This window comes from Pseudomonas sp. M47T1, assembly GCF_000263855.1.
GTDB lineage: Bacteria > Pseudomonadota > Gammaproteobacteria > Pseudomonadales > Pseudomonadaceae > Aquipseudomonas.
In genome coordinates, this window is record NZ_AJWX01000015.1 from 1 (window position 1) to 16,114 (window position 16,114).

Genomic DNA, 16,114 nt, shown 5'->3' on the forward strand with positions numbered 1-16,114 from the left:
CGCCGGCGTTCGTGGTAATCGCGGCTTGGGCCTGTATGGCCTGTCCAAGGCGGCCCTGGCGCAACTGGCGCGCAACCTGGCGGTGGAGTGGGGGCCCAGCAATGTGCGGGTCAACGCCATCAGTCCCGGCGTGGTGGAAACCGAATTCGCCCGTCCACTCACCGACAACCCCGCCGTGATGGGCAAGCGCCTGGCCCTGACGCCCCTGCGTCGGTTTGGCCGCCCCGAGGAAATCGCCGCCGTGGCGCTACTGCTGGCAGCCCCGGGCGGCGCCTTCATCACCGGTCAGAACCTGATAGTCGACGGTGGCACCACCATCGGCGACGGCAATTAAACAAGGAATTGAGCATGCACACGCTTCCCGGCTTTAAACGCGTGGTCACCGGCCACGACAGCGACGGCAAGGCCACCGTGGCCATCAGTGGCCCCACGCCCAACGTCGTTGAACTGCAAGCGGTGCCTGGCACGGTGTTTCACGAGATCTGGAACACCGCCACCAGCCCGGCGCCCATCGACAACGGCGACGACCCCACGTGCAAGCCCCTGCAATTGAGCCCAGGCGCCCTGGGCAGCGTGATTCGGGTGGTGGATATCCCGCCTGACAGCGTGCAAAACAGCATCAGCGCCGACGCGGCCGCCCAGGCCTTCGCCGAAATCGGCCAGGCTCATGCCAGCACCGGCACGGCCAACGCCCGCCACCGGCTGATGCACCGCACCGAGACGGTCGACTACGGCATCGTCACCGAAGGCGAAGTGTGGCTGGTGGTCGATGACCAGGACGTGCACCTCACCCGCGGTGACGTGGTGGTGCAGCGCGGCACTAATCACGCCTGGAGCAACCGCACCGAACACATGGCACGCATTGTCTTCATCCTGCTGGACGGGCGTTTTGCCGAAGGGGTGCAGGGATGAAACTGGCGACCATGAAAGACGGCAGCCGTGACGGCCAGTTGGTGGTGGTGTCCCGCGACCTGCAACGCTACGTATGTGCCCGGGGCGTTGCCGCCACCTTGCAGCAAGCCATTGATAGCTGGGCCACGAGCGCGCCGCAGTTACAGGCACTGTTCGGGTTGCTGGAAGAGGGCCGCGCGCCTGGCGTGCAACCTTTCGACGCACGCCAGGCCATGGCGCCCTTGCCACGCGCCTATCAGTGGTGTGACGGCTCAGCCTTTCTCAACCACGGCACCTTGATGCAGAAAGCATTCAACCTCGACCCTATCGAAGGTGTCGAGCGTATCGCGTTGATGTATCAGGGCGCGGGCGATGATTTTCATGGCGCTCGGGATGACCTGGCGCTGCCCAGCGAGGCCCAGGGCATTGATTTTGAAGGCGAGTTCGTGGTGCTGGTGGACGACGTGCCGCTGGGCTGTCCGGCCGATCAGGCGGCCGCGCACATCAAACTGCTGTTGCAGGTAAACGACGTCAGCCTGCGCGCCCTGGCGCCGCGGGAAATGCTCACCGGCTTCGGCTTCCTGCAAGCCAAGCCGTCGTCCAGCTTCGCCCCGGTGGCGGTCACCCCGGACGAACTGGGCACTGCCTGGGCCGACGCCCGCGTGCAACTGCCCTTGCAGGTGCAACGCAACGGCGCATGGTTCGGCCACCCCCATGGCGGCGAGATGAATTTCAGCTTTGCCCAGTTGATCGCCCATGCCGCGCTGACACGTCGGCTGGGCGCGGGCACGCTGGTGGGCTCGGGCACCGTGTCGAATAAAGACCGATCGGTCGGGTCGGCCTGCATCGCCGAGCGCCGGGCCATCGAGATGATCGAACACGGCAGCCCGCGCACCGGCTTCCTGCAATTCGGCGAGCGGGTGCACATGGACGTCATCGGCCTGGACGGCCAATCGGTGTTCGGTGCCATCGACCAGCGAGTGGTGGCAGCCCATGGCTGACAGCAACGGCCTGCGTATCCTCATCACCGGCGCCAACGGCTTTCTCGGTCAACTGCTGGTCAAGCGCCTGCTGGGGCTGGCCAGCCTGCGCGGCCAGGCCATCGGCACCTTGCGCCTGCTGGACATGAACCTCGACAGTTTCACCCCCCAGCCGCGGCTGCGTCTGCACCCCGGCAGCGTCACCGACACTGCGTTGATGCGCCGGGTGCTGGCCGACGGCATCGACCTGGTGTTTCACCTGGTGAGCATCCCCGGTGGCGCCGCCGAGCGTCAGTACGAACTGGGTTACGAGGTAAACCTGGCGGCCAGCCTGGAACTGCTGCAACAACTGCGCAACAAGGCCTGCCCGCCGGTGCTGGTGTTTGCCAGCAGCGTGGCGGTGTACGGCGGCGACCTGCCCGCGCGGCTCGACGAAAGCGCCGCGCCGGCGCCGCAGCTGTCTTATGGCGCGCACAAGCGCATGGTGGAAATCGCCCTCGGCGACCTGGCGCGCCGTGGCGAAGTGGATGGCCGCGCCCTGCGCCTGCCCGGCATCGTTGCGCGGCCCGGCGATGGCCAGGGGCTGCGCTCGGCGTTCATGAGCGAGCTTATGCGCCATGTGGCGGCCGGGCAGGCCTACCAGTGCCCGGTATCGCCGCAGGCCACGGCCTGGTGGATGTCGGCCCGCTGCTGTGTCGACAACCTGTTGCGCGCCGCCGAACTGCCGCTGGCCGTGGACGCGCCCCGGGTGTGGCAACTGCCGGTACTGCACCTGTCCATCGCCCAGGTGATGGAGGCGCTGGCCGAGCGTTTCGGTGATGCCTGCCGGGCCCTGGTCAGCTACCACCCCGATCCCCAGCTGGAGGCGCAGTTTGGCCGTCAGCCACCGTTGAAGACCCCACAGGCCCGCGCCCTGGGCCTGCGCCATGACGGCAGCGCTGCCGCGCTGGTGCGCAATGCCCTGGACCTGGCGCCCGCCACGCGCCGTATTGCACAAGGAAACCCCTGCCATGAAGCCTGAACGCCGCCTGATCGACCTGTCCGTGACTTTGGACAACAATCCCTACACCGACCCGCCGCCCTTGCTGCCACGCATCGAGTACATGGACCACCAGCAGGGATGGCCGGAGATGGCCGCGATGTTTCCCGGGCTGTCCCTTGACCAGTTGCCGGGCAATGAGTCCTGGGCCGCCGAGCGCCTGTTCATCACCACCCACAGCGGCACGCACATGGACGCGCCCTGGCACTACGCCTCGACCACCGACGGCGGCAAGCCGGCGTGGGGCATCGACGAACTGCCGCTGGAGTGGTGCCTGCAAGCGGGGGTGAAGCTGGACTTTCGCCACTTCGACGACGGCCACGTGATCAGCGCCGCCGAGGTCGAGGCCGAGTTGGCGCGCATCGGCCATGTGCTGCAACCGTTGGACATTGTGCTGGTAAACACCCGGGCCGGCAGCCTGTTCGGCCAGCCCGGCTACCTGGACGCGGGTGTCGGCATGGGCCGCGAGGCCACGCTGTACCTGCTGGACCGTGGCGTGCGGGTGGTAGGCACCGATGCCTGGAGCTGGGACGCGCCCTTCAAGTACACCCGCGAACGCTTCGCCGCCAGCGGCGACGCCGCCATCATCTGGGAAGGGCACAAGGCGGGGCGCGACATTGGCTATGGCCAGATGGAAAAGCTCGCCAACCTGGAACAGCTGCCCGCCAGCGGCTTCACGGTGTCGTGCTTCCCCTACAAGATCAAACACGCCTCGGCGGGCTTCGTCCGCGCCGTGGCCATCATCACTGAGTGAGAGCTTGAAATGACTGAACTCGTACTGTTCAACGCCGGTATTTCCACCTGCAGCCAGCGCGTGCGCTTCGTGTTGGCGCACAAGCGCCTGGCCTATACCGACCAACGTCTGCGCCTGGACCAGGGCCAGCACTTGGCCCCGGAATACCTGGCCATCAACCCCAACGGCCTGGTGCCCAGCCTGACTCACGATGGGCAGGTCATCGTCGACTCCAGCGTGATCAACGAATACCTGGACGAAGTATTTCCCGAGACCCGGCTGGTGCCGGCCCTGCCGGTGCAACGGGCTCATATGAGGGCCTGGGTGGCGTACCTGGATGAGGTGATGACCCCGGCCATCCGTTACCCCTCGTTCCAGCAGTTTTTCGGCGGTGGCCTGCGCAACATGAGCGACGAGCAGCGCCAAGGCTTTGCCAACCGTCTGCCGCTGCGCAAGCATTTCGCCCTGGAAGTGGGGCCGCAAGGCTTTGCCCCAGAGAAGCTTGAAGGCGCCATGGAACGCATCGAACAGTCCCTGGACCGCATGGAATTGGCCTTGGCCGACAAGCCCTGGATCGCCCATCAAGAACTGACCCTGGCCGACATCGCCATGATGCCGAGCATCGTGCGCCTGGAAGACCTGGGCCTGACGTCCCTGTGGGACCAGCGCCCGAATGTGGCCAACTGGTACACCCGCCTGCAGGACCGGCCGGCCTTCGCCGCCGCCTACGGCCCCGGCTCGCGCCTGGGCGCCCACGCCAACTGACCCCTGCATATGCCGCGCACCGCCTGAGACGCCGACAATAACGCAGCTGCCGCCAGGCGGCGAAGGCTCGCGATCGCCACCACACCGCCGAAGGGATTACGGACCTTTTCGCAGCCTTTCGGCAGCTACGGGTTACGCACCTGCGATATCAGGCTTGCCCGGCACGGCGTGCTGCCGTGCGCGACAGCGCCGCCCAGTCCAGGTGGCCTTCGCCGTGGGCCAGGCTTTCGATGTGGCTGTCGCGCAGGGTGCTGGCCAGCGCCATCGGCACGTTGACCTGTTGCGCAGCGTCCATGGCCAAGCGCACGTCCTTCAGGCCCAGTGCCAGCTTGAAGCCTGCCGGTTCGAAGCGCTGCTCGGCGATGGCCGCGCCGTAGCCTTTGTACACCGGGGCGTTGAACAGGGTAGAGGTCACCAGCTCCAGCAGGCCGGCCTTGGCCACGTCATAACCCTCCACCAGCGCGCTGGCTTCGCTCATGGCGCCAATGGCGCTGGCAATCATGAAATTCACCGACAGCTTCACCGCGTTGGCCTGCTCGGGCCGCTCGCCGAAGGGCCAGGTCTTTTGCCCCAGTACATCGAACAGCGGTTGCACCGTGGCCAGCGCCGCGCTGTCACCGCCGGTCAAAATCTGCAGCTGCCCGGCCTCGGCTACGTTGACCCGGCCCAGTACCGGCGCGGCCACATAGGCCACGCCCCGGGCCTGGTGCAGGGCCAGCAGCTGATTGGCCAGGGCCACGGAAATGGTCGCCATGTTGATGTGGATGGCGCCGGGCTTGAGCGCGTCCAGGGCCTGACCGTCTACCAAGGTGGCCAAGGTGGCGGCGTCGTCGGCCAGCATCGAGATCAGTACGTCGGCGCCTTCCACGGCGTCACGGGCGGTGGCGGCAGGCTCGGCGCCCAGCACGGCCAGCCGGGCAACCGGATCGGGCGAGCGGTTCCAGGCGCGCACCGGGTAACCGGCTTTCAACAGGTTGGCAGCCATGGGCAGGCCCATGGTACCCAGGCCCAGGAAGGCGATTTGCATGGCGTGTACTCCGTATCAAAACCCCAAGCATCGCATGCAGGCAACGGGGATGCACGCCACCGCTGCAGCGGCTGCCGCCAGGCTGCGGCTACACAATGGCGTGACGGCCGCGAGGCGCAAGTTTAAGCACATCCATTCAAAAAAAATCCCAGCGGTTATGCTTCACTGTGAGGTCGCCCATTCCCCGTCCGCCATGGAGCCCGCCATGAACCGCAACGACCTGCGCCACGTCGACATGAACCTGCTGGTGCTGTTCGAGGCCCTGATGTTTGAACGCAACCTGACCCGGGTGGCGGAAAAGCATTTCATAGGCCAGCCGGCGGTCAGCGCCGCCCTGGGCCGGTTGCGCGATCTGTTCGATGACCCGCTGCTGATCCGCAACGGCCGAAGCATGGAGCCCACCCTGCGCGCGCTGGCCATTCTCGATGAGCTGCGGCCTGCGCTGGACACCATTTCCGGGGCGGTCAGCCGGGCCAAGGATTTTGACCCGACCAGCAGTTGCGCCACCTTCCGCATCGGCCTGTCCGACGACGCCGAGTTCGGTCTGTTCCCGCCCTTGCTGGCGCAACTGCGCGAAGAAGCACCGGGCATCATTATTGTGGTGCGCCGGGCCAACTACCTGTTGATGCCGGCCTTGCTGGCCAGCGGCGAGATCTCCGTGGGGGTGAGCTACACCACCGACCTGCCGGCCAACGCCAAGCGCCGCAAGCTGCGCGACATCGGTTGCAAGGTGCTGCGCGGCGACAGCCAGGCGGGGCCGCTGACCCTGGATGAATACTGCGAGCGGCCCCACGCCATGGTGTCGTTTTCCGGCGATTTGAGCGGCAACATCGACCTGGACCTGGCCAAGGTCGGCCGCACCCGTCGCGTGGTGCTGGGCGTGCCCCAATTCCATGGCCTGCGGGCATTGCTCAAGGGCAGCGACCTGGTTGCCACCGTGCCGGACTACGCGGCCTGCGCGCTGGTGGAAGACGGCGCGCTGCGCGCCGACGAGCCGCCGTTCCCGATCGTGCCGGCGCAGTTGTCCATGGTGTGGAGCGGGGTGCACGACAACGACCCGGCCGAGCGCTGGCTGCGCGCCCATATCACCCGAGTGATGGCCGCACCGCTGGCCGGGTAACAACTGCGGCCTGCTTGTGAAGCCGCAGCGTGGCGGCAGCGGCTGCACGAGCGGCAAGGCGGTGCGATGCACGGGCGCACACCGGTTCAAAACACAGCACACCCGTGCAATCGGTCCCGGGGCAGGGCAGCCATGATAGGCGCTCCTGATCACCCCGCAAGGACCGTCGATGAACCTGCCCCGCGCCGCAACTGCTGACGCCGCCCTGCTCTGGTTGCGGGTGTGCGCCGCGGTGTTCCTGTTGACGGTGCACGGCCTGCCCAAGTTGCTCGACTTTCACGCCCAGTTGGCCCTCATCGAAGACCCGTTCCACCTGGGCGCGGTGCCCACCCTGTGCCTGGCCATTTTTGCCGAGGTGCTGTGCCCGCTGCTGATTATCACCGGCGTGCTCACCCGGCTGGCGTGCTTGCCGGTGCTGGCCGTGCTGCTGGTGGCGCTGGTGTTCGTGCACCCCGAATGGACCCTCCTGGAGGGCCAGTTCGCCTGGCTGCTGCTGATTTTGTTCACCACCATCCTGATAGGCGGCCCCGGCCGATTGGCCCTGGGCATACGCCTGCCCGGGCGGCTGCGCTACGCCTGAATCTTCACGCTTGAAGGAGTTGCAATGAACGCCGAGCTGATTCTGTTCAATGGCAAGTTTCACACCGTGGACCGGCACAACCCTAGCGCCAGCGCCGTGGCCATCAGTGAAGGACGCTTTGTGGCCGTGGGCAGCGACGCCCAGGCCATGGCCTTTCGGGGCACGGCCACGCAGGTCATCGACCTCAAGGGCCGCACCCTTATTCCGGGTCTCAACGACTCGCACCTGCACCTGATACGCGGCGGCCTCAACTACAACCTGGAGCTGCGCTGGGAAGGTGTGCCGTCGGTGGCCGATGCCCTGCGCATGCTCAAGCAACAGGCCGACCGCACGCCCACCCCGCAGTGGGTGCGCGTGGTGGGCGGCTGGAACGAATTCCAGTTCGCCGAAAAGCGCATGCCCAGCCTGCAGGAACTCAACCAGGCCGCCCCCGACACCCCGGTGTTTGTGCTGCACCTGTATGACCGCGCCTTGCTCAACCGTGCAGCCCTGCGCGTAGTAGGCTACACCCGCGACACGCCGAACCCGCCAGGTGGCGAGATTCAGCGCGACGCCAATGGCGACCCTACCGGCATGCTGATCGCCCGCCCCAACGCCATGATCCTCTACGCCACCCTGGCCAAGGGGCCGAAGTTGCCGCTGGAATACCAGGTCAACTCCACCCGCCAGTTCATGCGTGAGCTCAACCGCCTGGGCCTGACCAGCGTGATCGACGCCGGCGGCGGCTTCCAGAACTACCCGGATGACTACAAGGTGATCGAGCAACTGGCCAAGGATGACCAGTTGACCGTGCGCATTGCCTATAACCTGTTCACCCAGAAGCCCAAGCAAGAGCTCACCGACTTCAAGAATTGGACTTCCAGCGTCAAGCTGCACCAGGGCGACGACTACCTGCGCCACAACGGCGCAGGCGAAATGTTGGTGTTCTCGGCCGCCGACTTCGAGGACTTCCTGGAGCCGCGCCCAGACCTGCCGCACACCATGGAAGAAGAGCTGGAGCCAGTGGTGCGCCACCTGGTGGAACAGCGGTGGCCGTTCCGCCTGCACGCCACCTATGACGAGTCTATCTCGCGCATGCTGGACGTGTTCGAGAAGGTCAATCGCGACATCCCGTTCAACAACCTGCCGTGGTTTTTCGACCACGCCGAAACCATCTCACCGCGCAACATCGAACGCGTGCGCGCCCTTAACGGCGGCATCGCCATTCAAGACCGCATGGCCTTCCAGGGCGAGTATTTCGTCGATCGTTATGGCCAGCAGGCCGCCGAAGCCACGCCGCCGATCAAGCGCATGCTGGCCGAAGGCGTACCGGTGGGCGCCGGCACCGATGCCACCCGGGTGTCCAGCTACAATCCCTGGACCTCGTTGTACTGGATGGTCAGCGGCCGCACCGTCGGCGGCCTGGCCTTGCAGCCCGAAGGCTTGCCCCGTGCCACCGCGTTGGAACTGTTCACCCATGGCAGCGCCTGGTTCTCCTCGGAACAGGGTAACAAGGGCCAGATCAAGATCGGCCAACTGGCCGACGTGGTGGCCTTGTCGGCGGACTATTTCAGTGTCGAGGAAGAGGCCATCAAGTGGCTGGAATCGGTGCTGACCGTGGTTGGCGGCAACGTGGTACATGCCGACGCCGAGTTTTCCGACCTGGCGCCGCCACGGGTGCCGGTGATGCCCGATTGGTCGCCGGTGGTCAATGTACCCGGCCACTGGCGGCCCCAGGCGCCCATGGCGCAGCAGGTTCACCACTGCAGCGGCCCGTGCGCCGTGCACGCCCATGGTCACGACCGGGCGCGGCAGTCCAACGCGCCCATCAGCGACTTCCAGGGTTTCTGGGGTGCGCTGGGCTGTTCCTGTTTCTCGTTCTGAATCCGTTCATCCCACCCGTTAGGAGTCCGTCATGAGTAACTCGCCTGTGTACAACCGCCTGAACAAAGACGATGCCGTGGTATTGCTGGTCGACCACCAGACCGGCCTGATCTCGCTGGTCCAGGATTTCTCGCCCAACGAATTCAAGAACAACGTGCTGGCCCTGGCTGACTGCGCCAAGTTCTTCGGCCTGCCCACCATCCTCACCACCAGCTTCGAAAACGGCCCCAACGGCCCGTTGGTGCCGGAGCTCAAGGAAATGTTCCCGGACGCGCCGTACATCCCGCGTCCTGGCCAGATCAACGCCTGGGACAATGCCGACTTCGTGCAGGCCATCAAGGCCACCGGCCGCAAGCAACTGATCATCGCCGGCGTGGTCACCGACGTCTGCGTGGCGTTCCCGACCCTGTCGGCGCTGGCCGAAGGCTTTGACGTGTTCGTGGTGACCGACGCCTCGGGCACCTTCAACGAAACCGTGCAACAGGCGTCCTGGGCACGCATGAGTGCGGCCGGCGCACAGCTGATGAACTGGTTCGCCGTGGCCTGCGAACTGCACCGCGACTGGCGCAATGACATCGAAGGCCTGGGCAACCTGCTGTCCCAGCGCCTGCCCAACTACCGCAACCTGATGAACAGCTACGTGGCGCTGACTGCCAAGAAGTAAGGCTGCATTGCGCAACCTGCACCTGTGGGAGCTGGCTTTGCCGCGAGCTTCTGGGGCCCCCAAGCTCGCTGGCAAGCCAGCTCCCACAGCGCTGTCCGTGACAACCCCAGGGTAAACGCTTGCCATTCTTGCCGGACAAGGTACTGTCGCGTCCACGGACATCGGCAGCGGCCCCTGGACATGAAACGCATTGCAATCGTGCTGTACCCCGATTTTCTTCTTCTGGACATGGCAGGTCCGGTGGAGGTGTTTTCCATCGCCAACCGCTACCTGGCTGACTGCCATCGCTACGAAATCGCCACCTACGCCACTGCCCAGCACAGTGTGCGCGCCTCGAACGGCATCACCGTGCACACCGACCACCTGATCACCGACGCCACCGCAGGCATCGATCTGTTGCTGGTGCCAGGCGGCCCAGGGGCCTACAACGCCCGTCATCCCGAACTGGTGAACTGGCTGGCGGCCACCGCCCGGCACCTGCCGTGCTACGGTTCGATCTGCACCGGCGCGTTTATCCTTGGCCATGCCGGCCTGCTGGACGAGCACCGGGTGACCACGCACTGGCATTACACCGAGCGGCTGATCAAGGCCTTTCCCAAGGCCGTGGTGGGCACCGAAGACATCTACATCCATGACCGCAAACTGCTGTCGTCCGGCGGCGTCACGGCCGGTATCGACCTGGCGCTGTCGATCGTGGCCCAGGACCATGGCCGCAAGGTGGCGCTGGACGTGGCCAAGGTGCTATTGGTGATCATGCGGCGCCAGGGTGACCAGGCCCAGTTCAGCCCGCTGGTGGCCGAGGTAGCGGCCCAGGATTCGCCGGTCACTCGTGTGCAACACTACATCCTCGATCACCTCGACCAGCCATTGACCCTCCAAGCCCTGGCCGAAGTGGCGGCCATGAGCCCACGGCACCTGAGCCGGGTGTTCGCCCGCGACGTGCAGATGACTCCCATGGCGTTTATCCAGAACGCCCGCATCGACCGTGCCCGCCACCTGCTGGAAAGCACCGAGCTGCCGTTCAAGACGGTGGCCTTCAAAAGCGGTTTTGGCAGCGTACGGCACATGCGCCTGCTGTTCAGCGAGCGCCTGGGCCGCACCCCGGCCCAGTACCGCGAGCAATTCCTGTAACCGCGTGATGGCCGGATTGGGCACCTGAATGGCTGCCGTGCGCCCCTGGCGGGCGCACCTTGGCCACCGATGCCTGCCAAGATACCTGCAGGTCGAAACCGAAGGCAGGCGGGAGGCGGGCATGGGTGACATGGGAGTGATGGACGAAATCGCACAGGCACTGCGTAACAGCATGAGCCCGGGTGATCGGCTGGCCAGCTGGAGTTTTCGCTGGGCGGTGCAAGATGGCCGGCTCACGTGCAGCCAGTGCCAGGCTTCGCAGCCGGTCAACCAGCCGGCCCAGGCCTTTAGCCACCGGCCGGGCTGCTGCGCCCGACGCGATCAGTCGCCCTGGCAGGAACTGGCACTGCTGCTGGAGCGCCTTGCCCCGGCTGGCCGCTGAAGGGCGTTATGCCAGTGGCTGATTCGATGGTATTCACGGCTTCAGGCAGGGGTCAGGCCTCGCGCTGATCGCGGGCCTGGCGCTCGGCTTTTTCCTTGCGGTGGTTTTTCAGGTCAAGGCGTGCTCCCCAGACCATGACGGCGATGCCAACAATGGCGAGCAGGATGAGTTGACTGGCTGGCATGGAAAAAGCTCCCTGGGAAAAAGCGCCATTGAACCGATGAATGCGGGCAAAACCAAACAGAACTCGGTTACATAATGTTTCAGGGCCTTGGGCCGGGGGCGCGCGCGACGGTGTCGCTGGACGCACGCGGTACGCCGCTCTTACACTGCGGCCAGTTCCCTTCGTCGCCACAGGCGCCCAGCCATGACCTTGCCCGAACAGCCCGCACGTCGGCGCCTGCGCGATCTTGCGCTGAGCATCCCCGAGGCGCAGCAACCTGCGTTCCAGGCTTATGTGCTGGAGCACTATCGCGGTTTCCTGTTGGCCATCAATCTGATTGCCGCGGCGGCGTTCTATTGCTACGTGTTCGCCGATGCCATCCTGATTCCCGACATGGCCATGGCCTCGCTGGTGGTGCGCACCACCCTGGTGGCCGTGGGGCTGGTGAATATCCTGGTGGTGTTTCGCTATAGCCGAAACCTGTTGCTGCTCGACCTGCTGATGCCGGTGCACGACGTGCTCTGCGCGGTGGCCTGGTTCGAGTTGCTCAAGCGCAGCCACTCCGCCGACGTGCCGACTTTTCTGTACGCCTCGGTGATTTTCGTGCTGCTGTGCAACCTGGGTGTGCGGGTGTCGTTCAAGGGCGCGCTGTGGGTGTCGGCGATCATTTCCACGGTGATCATCGGCAACGTGGCCTTGCTGCACCCCGGCGACCCCAAGGCGCTGCTGGTGTTTGTGCTGGTGTACCTGCCGGTGCTGTTTTTCAGCCTGTTCATTGCCTGGACAAATATTGTCAGCGTGCGCCGCGCGTTCCTGGCCGACCAGGAGGCGCGCTGGCAGCAGGCGCAGCTCTACGACCTCAATCAGCGTCTGCAAGCCCTGGCCATTACCGACGCCTTGACCCGCGTGGGCAACCGTCGTGCCTTTGACCAGCATTTGAGCGAGCGCTGGATGCTGATGGAGCAGGTGGGCCAGCCGTTTGGCCTGCTGCTGGTGGATATCGACTACTTCAAGCCCTTCAATGACCACTACGGCCACCAGGCCGGTGATCGCTGCCTGGCCGACGTGGCGCGGGTGATGGCCGAGTGCGTGGGGCAGGGGCAGTTGTTTCGCTATGGCGGCGAGGAGTTTGCCATTCTGGTGCCGCTGGGCGCAAAGGCCGCGTTGAGCGCCCAGGCCGAACGGCTGGTGCGCGAAGTGCAGCAACTGGAAATTGTCCATCACCACCGGCCCGACGGCCTGGGCCTGCTGACCGTCAGCATTGGCGCGGCCCTGTGTGACAACCCTGGCGCCCAGCAGCCCCATGACCTGTTCGGGTGCTGCGACCGGTTGCTCTACCAGGCCAAGCAACAGGGCCGCAACCGCGTGTGCACCGCCTGACAGCCGCCGCTACAACGGCGGGTTACCAGGTGTCGACGAACCCCGTGGCGAATCCCTGCTTGCGCGGCGGCACGGCGTTGAGGCCGCGGATCAGCCAGGCGCGGGTGTCCTGGGGGTCGATGACCGCGTCGATCTCCAGGAAGCTGGCCATGTTGATGGCCTTGCCGTTCTGGTAGGCCTTGGCCACCAGTTTATCGAACAGCGCCTGGCGCTCCTGAGGGCCGGGCTGGGCCGCCAGCTCCTTGGCGAAGCCCAGTTGCACTGCGCCTTCCAGGCCCATGGCACCAAACTCGGCGCTGGGCCAGGCGATAGTGAACACCGGGCTGTGGAAGCTGCCGGCGGCCATGGCCTGGGCACCCAGGCCGTAGCCCTTGCGCAGCACCACCGTGAAGAACGGCACGCTCAGGCTGGCGGCGGTGACGAACATCCGTGACACGTGGCGCACCGTGGCCTGTTGTTCGGAGGCCGGGCCCACCATGAAGCCGGGGGTATCGCACAATGACATCAACGGCAGGCCGAAGCGTTCGCACAGTTGCATGAAGCGCGCGGCCTTGTCGCCCGCCACGGCATCGATCGCACCCCCCAGGTGCAAGGGGTTGTTGGCCAGCAGGCCGAACGGGCGACCTTCGATGCGCACCAGCGCGGTGATCAGCCCGGGGGCAAAGGCGCGGCGCAGTTCCAGGCAGGAGCCCTGGTCCACCAGGGTGTCGATCAGTGCACGAACGTCATAGCCACGCAGGCGGTTTTCCGGAATGGCCTGGCGCAGCAGGCGCTGGTCAGCGCATTGCCAGCCCTTCAGCGGCCCCTGGAAATAGCTCAGGTAACGCTTGGCCACCTGCACGGCCTGGGCCTCGTCCTCCACCAGCACATCGATCACGCCGTTGGCGCTTTGCACGCCGCTGGGGCCGACTTCCTCGGCGCTGAAACGGCCCAGACCGCCGCCTTCGATCATGGCCGGCCCGGCCATGCCGATGCTGGCGTTGCGGGTGGCGATGATCACGTGGCAACAGCCCAGCAGCGCGGCGTTGCCGGCAAAGCAGCGGCCGGACACCACGCCCACCAACGGCACTTGGGCCGACAGCCCGGCCATGGCCACGAAGGTGTGGCAGTCAAGGCCGGCCACGCCGACAAAGTCAGTGTCGCCGGGGCGGCCACCCCCGCCTTCGGCAAACAGCACCACCGGCAGTTGCCAGTCGCGGGCCAGGCCCAGCAGGCGATCGGTTTTTTTGTGGTTCATCATGCCCTGGGTGCCGGCAAACACGCTGTAGTCGTAGGCCAGCACCAGGCAGCGGGCCGCTTGGGCGTCGAACAGCTCTGCATTGACGGTCCCGGTGCCGGCGATCAGGCCGTCGGCCGGGCTTTGCGCAATCAGTTCGTCCAGGGTGCGGCGCCGGCGTTGGGCAGCCAGGGCCAGGTTGCCGTATTCGCTGAAGCTACCAGGGTCCAGCAGGTCGGCCAGGTTTTCCCGGGTGGTGCGCTGGCCCTTGGCACGGCGCTTGGTCACAGCGTCGGGGCGTCGCTCATCGAGGGTGACAGCGTGGCGGTCCAGGGCTTCGGCCAGGTCGGCGCGCAGGTCATCCAGGTCCAGTGCCTGCTCGCTGTGGCTCGCCAGCGCCTCCAGCTCGGCCGGTTGCAGGAACAGCAAGGCTTGGCCTTCGCTGATGCTGTCACCCGGCGCGGCCGCGAGGCTGTGGACGATGCCGCTGTGCTCGGCCTTGAGCACAAACTGCATTTTCATCGCTTCCAGCACCGCCAGGGCCTGGCCTGGGCGCAGTTCATCACCCACGCTCACTTCGTAGCCCACCAGCATGCCCTGGCTGGGGGCCACGGCGGCCAGGTAGCCCGGTGGCGCCTGCAACATCGGGGCGGGCCCGTGAGCGGTGGTGGAGGGCGCCGGGGCAAAGCGGCTGGGGTGCGCCATACTCGGCTCGGCCAGCAGGCTGGCCAGGTGCGTGCCGATGAACGCCGTGGTGCTGGCCTGGCGTGCCAGTTCCTGCCGTTGCAGCAGGTTTTGCAGGAAATCGATGTTGCTGCCCACCCCGTCCAGGTGGAACTCGCACAAGGCCCGGTAGGTGCGCCGCAGGGCGCTGGGCAGATCGGGGGCCTGCACCACCAGCTTGGCCAGTAGTGAATCGAACCCCAGGTTGCTGTGCAGCCCCGCGTAGCCACAGCCGTCGACGCGGATGCCGGCGCCGCTGGGCGGCTGGTAGGCATGGATCAGCCCGCCACTGGCGCGCGCGCTGCCATCGGCCTGCATGCGCTCCAGGTTGATCCGTGCCTGCACGGCGAAACCGCGCGGTGCGGGCGGTTCAAGCAGGCCCAGGTCGGCCAGGCTGTGGCCCTGGGCCAGGCGCAACTGGGTCTGCACCAGGTCCACGCAGGTGATGGCTTCGGTGATGGTGTGTTCCACTTGCAGGCGCGGGTTGGCCTCCATGAACACAAACTCGCCACGGGCGTCGTCGAGCAGGAATTCGAAGGTGCCGATGCTGCGGTATTCGCACGCCCGCGCCAGGGTCAGGGCGGCGTCCAGCAGGGCATCGCGCACGGCAGGGTCGAGAAAGGGCGCAGGGGCTATTTCCAGCAGCTTCTGGTGCTGGCGTTGCAGGCTGCAATCGCGTTCCCACAGGTGGCTGACCGCCTGGCCATCGCCGATGACCTGCACCTCAATATGCCGGGCCTGCTCAATCAGGCGTTCGGCGTACAGGGCATTCTGGCCGAAGGCGGACTGGGCTTCGGCCTGGCACAGGGCAAATGCGCTCTCCAGTTCGGCGGCGTCGCGCACCGCGCGCATGCCACGGCCACCGCCGCCCGCTAAAGCCTTGAGCATGATAGGGCCATGACGCAGCAAATCCCGGGCCTGGTCGACGCCGATGGCGCCGTCGCTGCCCGCCGCAATCGGCACCTGGCACTGCTGCGCCAGGGCCCGGGCGCGCGCCTTGTCGCCCAGCAGGGTCAGCGCCTGGGGCGATGGCCCGACGAAGATCAGCCCGGCGTCGGCGCAGCCCCGGGCGAAGTCGGCGTTTTCACTGAGAAAACCGTAGCCGGGATGAATGGCCTCGCAGCCCTGGGCGCGTGCAACCTCCAGCAACTGGGCCTGGTCCAGGTAGGCCTGGGCGCCGCGGCCGCGCAAGGCCACCTGGCGATCGGCGGTGTGGCGGTGCAGGGCCTCGCTGTCGTCTTCGCTGAACACCGCCACACTGGTGATGCCCAGTTCGGCGGCGGCGCGGGCGATGCGGATGGCGATTTCGCCGCGGTTGGCGATCAGCAGGGTGGTGATGGTCAGGGTCACGGTAGGGCTTCCAATGCTTGTTTTTTTACGTTGCCGGTGTGGGGGCTTAACCGGGGGCGGCCTCAATCTCACACCGAACATTCAGGGCGCACGGTGGGGATGCGACT

General features: G+C 66.2%; 16 protein-coding genes. 13 read left to right on the forward strand and 3 right to left on the reverse strand.

The genetic code is table 11. From position 1 onward, the window contains the following. The 6 genes from PMM47T1_RS16240 to PMM47T1_RS16265 all read left to right on the forward strand — a co-directional run. Positions 1 to 334 (forward strand): SDR family NAD(P)-dependent oxidoreductase (locus PMM47T1_RS16240; RefSeq protein WP_008370816.1); only part of this gene is annotated, 334 nt, incomplete at its 5' end. A gap of 14 nt (positions 335 to 348) precedes the next feature. Further along, the gene (locus PMM47T1_RS16245) at positions 349 to 912 is read left to right on the forward strand and encodes a cupin domain-containing protein (RefSeq protein WP_008370819.1); all 564 of its coding nucleotides are present in this window, start codon (positions 349 to 351) and stop codon (positions 910 to 912) included. Then, positions 909 to 1,892, forward strand: coding sequence for a fumarylacetoacetate hydrolase family protein (locus PMM47T1_RS16250; protein ID WP_008370822.1), 984 nt, complete (start codon positions 909 to 911; stop codon positions 1,890 to 1,892). Before PMM47T1_RS16245 ends, PMM47T1_RS16250 begins: the two co-directional genes overlap by 4 nt. Positions 1,893 to 1,902: 10 nt before the next feature. After that, on the forward strand, positions 1,903 to 2,892 hold the full coding sequence (locus tag PMM47T1_RS16255; RefSeq protein WP_043301190.1) for an NAD-dependent epimerase/dehydratase family protein: 990 nt from the start codon (positions 1,903 to 1,905) through the stop codon (positions 2,890 to 2,892). After that, the gene (locus PMM47T1_RS16260) at positions 2,882 to 3,664 is read left to right on the forward strand and encodes a cyclase family protein (protein WP_008370827.1); all 783 of its coding nucleotides are present in this window, start codon (positions 2,882 to 2,884) and stop codon (positions 3,662 to 3,664) included. Before PMM47T1_RS16255 ends, PMM47T1_RS16260 begins: the two co-directional genes overlap by 11 nt. Before the next feature lie 9 nt (positions 3,665 to 3,673). After that, the gene (locus PMM47T1_RS16265; RefSeq protein WP_008370829.1) at positions 3,674 to 4,408 is read left to right on the forward strand and encodes a glutathione S-transferase family protein; all 735 of its coding nucleotides are present in this window, start codon (positions 3,674 to 3,676) and stop codon (positions 4,406 to 4,408) included. Between the two features lie 148 nt (positions 4,409 to 4,556). Here the strand turns inward: PMM47T1_RS16265 and PMM47T1_RS16270 are convergent, their stop codons facing one another. Continuing rightward, the gene (locus PMM47T1_RS16270; RefSeq protein ID WP_008370831.1) at positions 4,557 to 5,435 is read right to left on the reverse strand and encodes an NAD(P)-dependent oxidoreductase; all 879 of its coding nucleotides are present in this window, start codon (positions 5,433 to 5,435) and stop codon (positions 4,557 to 4,559) included. A gap of 205 nt (positions 5,436 to 5,640) precedes the next feature. Here PMM47T1_RS16270 and PMM47T1_RS16275 point away from each other — a divergent pair, with 205 nt between their 5' ends. From PMM47T1_RS16275 to PMM47T1_RS16300, 6 genes are all read left to right on the forward strand, one after another. Further along, positions 5,641 to 6,555, forward strand: coding sequence for a LysR family transcriptional regulator (locus PMM47T1_RS16275; RefSeq protein ID WP_008370833.1), 915 nt, complete (start codon positions 5,641 to 5,643; stop codon positions 6,553 to 6,555). A gap of 169 nt (positions 6,556 to 6,724) precedes the next feature. Continuing rightward, on the forward strand, positions 6,725 to 7,135 hold the full coding sequence (locus PMM47T1_RS16280; RefSeq protein WP_008370834.1) for a DoxX family protein: 411 nt from the start codon (positions 6,725 to 6,727) through the stop codon (positions 7,133 to 7,135). 24 nt (positions 7,136 to 7,159) lie between these two features. Beyond that, a complete protein-coding gene (locus PMM47T1_RS16285; RefSeq protein ID WP_008370837.1) occupies positions 7,160 to 8,998 on the forward strand; it encodes an amidohydrolase in 1,839 nt (612 codons plus the stop codon). 31 nt (positions 8,999 to 9,029) lie between these two features. Next, positions 9,030 to 9,662: an isochorismate family cysteine hydrolase YcaC gene (gene ycaC / locus PMM47T1_RS16290; protein WP_008370838.1), complete on the forward strand. Its 633-nt coding sequence runs from the start codon at positions 9,030 to 9,032 to the stop codon at positions 9,660 to 9,662. Positions 9,663 to 9,842: 180 nt separating this feature from the next. Beyond that, positions 9,843 to 10,793, forward strand: a complete 951-nt coding sequence (locus PMM47T1_RS16295; protein WP_008370840.1) for a GlxA family transcriptional regulator — start codon at positions 9,843 to 9,845, stop codon at positions 10,791 to 10,793. Between the two features lie 121 nt (positions 10,794 to 10,914). Beyond that, positions 10,915 to 11,175 (forward strand): hypothetical protein, encoded by a 261-nt coding sequence (locus PMM47T1_RS16300; RefSeq protein ID WP_008370842.1) that lies wholly within the window; start codon positions 10,915 to 10,917, stop codon positions 11,173 to 11,175. A gap of 52 nt (positions 11,176 to 11,227) precedes the next feature. On the opposite strand, the gene PMM47T1_RS30600 is transcribed toward PMM47T1_RS16300, so the two are convergent. Next, a complete protein-coding gene (locus tag PMM47T1_RS30600; protein ID WP_274379861.1) occupies positions 11,228 to 11,359 on the reverse strand; it encodes a hypothetical protein in 132 nt (43 codons plus the stop codon). A gap of 183 nt (positions 11,360 to 11,542) precedes the next feature. Here PMM47T1_RS30600 and PMM47T1_RS16305 point away from each other — a divergent pair, with 183 nt between their 5' ends. After that, positions 11,543 to 12,718, forward strand: a complete 1,176-nt coding sequence (locus PMM47T1_RS16305; RefSeq protein ID WP_008370845.1) for a GGDEF domain-containing protein — start codon at positions 11,543 to 11,545, stop codon at positions 12,716 to 12,718. Positions 12,719 to 12,740: 22 nt separating this feature from the next. Here the strand turns inward: PMM47T1_RS16305 and PMM47T1_RS16310 are convergent, their stop codons facing one another. Next, complete coding sequence (locus tag PMM47T1_RS16310; protein ID WP_043301192.1) at positions 12,741 to 16,001, reverse strand: carboxyl transferase domain-containing protein; 3,261 nt, start codon at positions 15,999 to 16,001, stop codon at positions 12,741 to 12,743. Positions 16,002 to 16,114 lie beyond the last annotated feature (113 nt).